This window comes from Burkholderiales bacterium (genome assembly GCA_035560005.1).
GTDB lineage: Bacteria > Pseudomonadota > Gammaproteobacteria > Burkholderiales > Eutrophovitaceae > DASRFY01.
Genome location: DATMAN010000035.1, coordinates 1 through 3,254, shown reverse-complemented (window position 1 = coordinate 3,254; position 3,254 = coordinate 1). Strand labels below are relative to the sequence as shown.

At 68.5% G+C, this 3,254-nt stretch carries 3 protein-coding genes and 2 pseudogenes; 2 read left to right on the top strand and 3 right to left on the bottom strand.

From position 1 onward, the window contains the following. Positions 1 to 293, top strand: a 293-nt coding sequence (locus VNM24_04800; protein ID HWQ37921.1) for a M28 family peptidase, incomplete at its 5' end; no start/stop codon positions are given. A gap of 102 nt (positions 294 to 395) precedes the next feature. Here the strand turns inward: VNM24_04800 and VNM24_04795 are convergent. Next, positions 396 to 719 (bottom strand): type I restriction endonuclease, encoded by a 324-nt coding sequence (locus VNM24_04795; protein HWQ37920.1) that lies wholly within the window; start codon positions 717 to 719, stop codon positions 396 to 398. A gap of 171 nt (positions 720 to 890) precedes the next feature. Then, on the bottom strand, positions 891 to 2,135 hold the full coding sequence (locus VNM24_04790; GenBank protein HWQ37919.1) for an ATP-binding protein: 1,245 nt from the start codon (positions 2,133 to 2,135) through the stop codon (positions 891 to 893). Positions 2,136 to 2,448: 313 nt separating this feature from the next. Between VNM24_04790 and VNM24_04785 the strand changes: the two are divergent. Next, positions 2,449 to 2,763: pseudogene (locus tag VNM24_04785) on the top strand (transposase). Here VNM24_04785 and VNM24_04780 read toward each other — a convergent pair. Then, positions 2,764 to 3,254, bottom strand: a pseudogene (locus VNM24_04780) (transposase). It abuts the pseudogene before it with no gap.

Here is a 3,254-nt window from a genome sequence, read left to right as displayed (position 1 = left end):
CGCTCGCCGCGTTCCGCCGCGAAGCGCGCTTTCCTTCCGAAGGCGTCGCCGCGCCCGCCTTCATCCCCGGCGTGGACTGGTCGGATCAGCAATCGTTCTGGCGCCGCGGCGTGCCGGCGGTGATGATCACCGACACCGCGCCCTACCGCTACCCGCACTATCACCTTCCGAGCGACACGCCGGACAAGGTGGACTATGAGCGCCTTGCGCGGCTTACCGTCGGGCTCGAAAGCATGCTCCGCGAGCTGGATGCGGAGCTTACGGATCCGCGCTCGCCTCTCGACCGCCAGTAGCCGGGTCGGCGGCCTTGGTGCGCGACGGCCTCGATGCGTCGGTCACCCGGCTTCCCGCCCCGTTTGCGCGCTTCGTAGCGCCCTTGCGCCTGCGCGGCCTGATCAGCGCGAGCGATCTTCGCCGCGCGGAGCGTCTCGCCCACGGCCACCTGCACTGCATGGAACTGGTGGTAGCCCGCCATCTTCTTGACGAGACGCCCGCTCCCGTCGCCTTCGAAGACGATGAAGTCGCGCACCAGGGCGAGGAAGCGGCGCCGCTCGAAGATGCCCTCGACCCCCACCTGCAACTGCGGCATGGACCACCGCCCGCGGCAGGCCGTTCACGAACAGCACCACGTCCGGCCGGCGGCTGTGCTTGTTCTCCGTGACGCTGAACTGGCTGACGGCCAGCCAGTCGTTGCCGGCGGGATCGTCGAAGTCGATCACCCATGCCTACGCGTCGCGCAGCCGTGTGCCCAGCACCGCTTCGCCGTAGCTGACCCGCTTCGGCGGCGGGCATGTCCGGCGCGATGTCCGGGCCGTGGGCGACCTGCCAGCCGATGGCTTTCAGCCAGTCGCGCGCGGCGTCTTCGACGGTGGATTCGGTGCAGTCAGCGCTCACGCGGTCTCCCAGAGCCTGCGGACGGGCACCGCGAACAACCTGCCCCCGAAGCTGACTGTCGCGCTGCCGTCATAGAGCACCACGCCCGCGGCGAAGCGCCTGCCCGCCGCGCTCTGCAGCTTGCGAAGGCCGCGCAGGTCCGCATCGTTGACCGTCGCCGCGGCCTTCACCTCCACGCCGGCGACTACGCCCTCGCCCTCCAGCACCATGTCCACCTCGAAGTCATCCCGATCGCGGAAGTGGAAGAACTCGGTCGGGTCCGGGCGCCCGCTCGCCTGGCGTCGCAGCTCCTGGAGCACGAAGGTTTCCAGCATCGCGCCGAGCACGGTTCGGTCGGCCTCAAGGCGCGCGGCATCCAGCCCCAACAGCGCGCAGGCAATGCCGGTGTCGCCGACGTGAAGCTTCGCGCGCTTGACGAGCCGGCTCATCTGGTTGACGTGCCACGGCGGCAGGCGCTCGAGCAGGAACACCCGTTCCAGCAGCGTCACGTGCTCGTGAATGGTCTGGCGCGTCAATTCGAACGGCGCCGCGAGATCGGCCACGTTGATCAGCCGGCCGGTATGCGCGGCTGCGACGCGCAGCAGCTTGGGCAGGGTGTCGAGGGATCGCACGCGGCTCAGGTCCCGGACGTCGCGCTGGATCTGCGTGTCGACGTAGTCGCGGTACCAGGCACGGCGCCGCGCCGTAGAACGCCGCGCGAGCGCGGCCGGATAGCCGCCGTCCACGATGCGGCGGGCGAGTTCCCGGCCAAGCGGCTCGGACAATCCCGTGCGGAACCGCGCGCGCAGCAGGTCGTCAATGAAGCGGGGGCGAGCGCGCTCGATCTCGCATTGGGCGAACGGGTGCAGCCGCAGGATCCCCATCCGGCCGGCGAGCGAATCGGCAAGGTGCGGCACAAGCAGCACGTTCGCGGACGCCGTGAGGATGAAGCGGCCCGCCCTCCGGCGCGCGTCGATGGCTGCCTTGAGCGAGGTGAAGATCTCCGGAACCCGCTGCACCTCGTCGAGGATGGATTTCGCCGGCAGCCGCGCGACGAATCCGACCGGATCCGCGCTCGCGGCAGTGCGGGTGGCATCGTCGTCGAACGAGACGTACCGATAGCCTTGCGTCTCCCCGACGCTGCGGGCGAGCGTGGTCTTGCCGCTCTGGCGGGGGCCGTGGACGAGCACGGCCGGCGTGTCCCGCAGCGCTTCGCGCAGCCGGGGCGCGAGGACCCGGGGGGTGGTTCGAACCCTGGGCATGCCGGAGGATAGGGTCGCCGGGCGGCTGAATGCAAGTCCGGTCGTCGGCTGAATGCTAGTTTGGGTGCCGGCTGAATGCAGCCGGACGAGGTCCATGGCGCTCGGAGCTCTTGCTCGGAAGGACCGGATGGGTCAATCCTTCCGGGCCCGGCGTCTTCGCACCGCACCGAACCAAGGCTACGACCCGAATCTCTGGGCACCGAAGAATCGGCCTGCACGATGTTCGGGGCGTCTAACAGGCTGTTGAAAAATCCCCCGAACGATCCTCGCGCGGCTGTGTCGTGGTGGCAGCGTCGTTCGAGGGAGAAGAAGAATGCGCGGCCAGTTCGATCCCCAGGGTGCCTTGTTCAGCTACGTCTCGGTCGAGGAGCGCATCCCGGCCGATCACCCCTTGCGCCGGGTGAAGGCGCAAGCCGACGCGGTGCTGGGGGCGATGAGCGCACAGTTCGATGCGATGTAGGGGACGGCGGGCCGGCCCTCCATTGCGCCGGAGCGGCTGCTCAAGGCGTCGCTGCTGATTGCGCTTTACTCGGTGCGCTCGGACCGGCTCTTTTGCGAGATGCTCGACTACAACCTGCTCTTTCGCTGGTTACTGGACATGGGGCTGGAGGAAGCCTCCTTTGATCGGTAGTACCCGGCGCACCTCGGGCGGGAACGCGAAAAACGGAATGACGTGCTCCCAGGCACGCTGCCCCACGGGCGCGATCGGCGCGTACTTCTGCCCCCAGGGGCCCTTTGCAAAGGCCCCCAGCGCGGCCTGGGCGGCCGCCTCGTTCCGGGGTTGGGTAAATGGCCTTGAGCTCCGCGGCAACGGCTCTACGGTCCTTCCAAGTCGCGTAGTCGAGGCAGTTGCGGATCAGGTGCACGATGCAGGTCTGCACCGTCGTTTCGGGGAACAGCGCCCCGATGGCCTCCGGGAAGCCCTTCAGGCCGTCGACCACGGCGATCAGGATGTCTTCCACCCCTCGGGCCTTCAGGTCGTTGACCACCTTCATCCAGAACTTGGCCCCTTCGGTCTGCTCGATCCACAGTCCCAACACCTCGCGCGAGCCGTCGGGCAGCACCCCAAGGGCAAGGTAGATCGCCTTGTTGCGCACCACCCCTTCGTCGCGAATCTTG

Coding starts and splice junctions, on each gene's coding strand:
- VNM24_04790 (HWQ37919.1), bottom strand. CDS start 2,135: ATGCCCAGGGTTCGAACCACCCCCCGGGTCCTCGCGCCCCGGCTGCGC.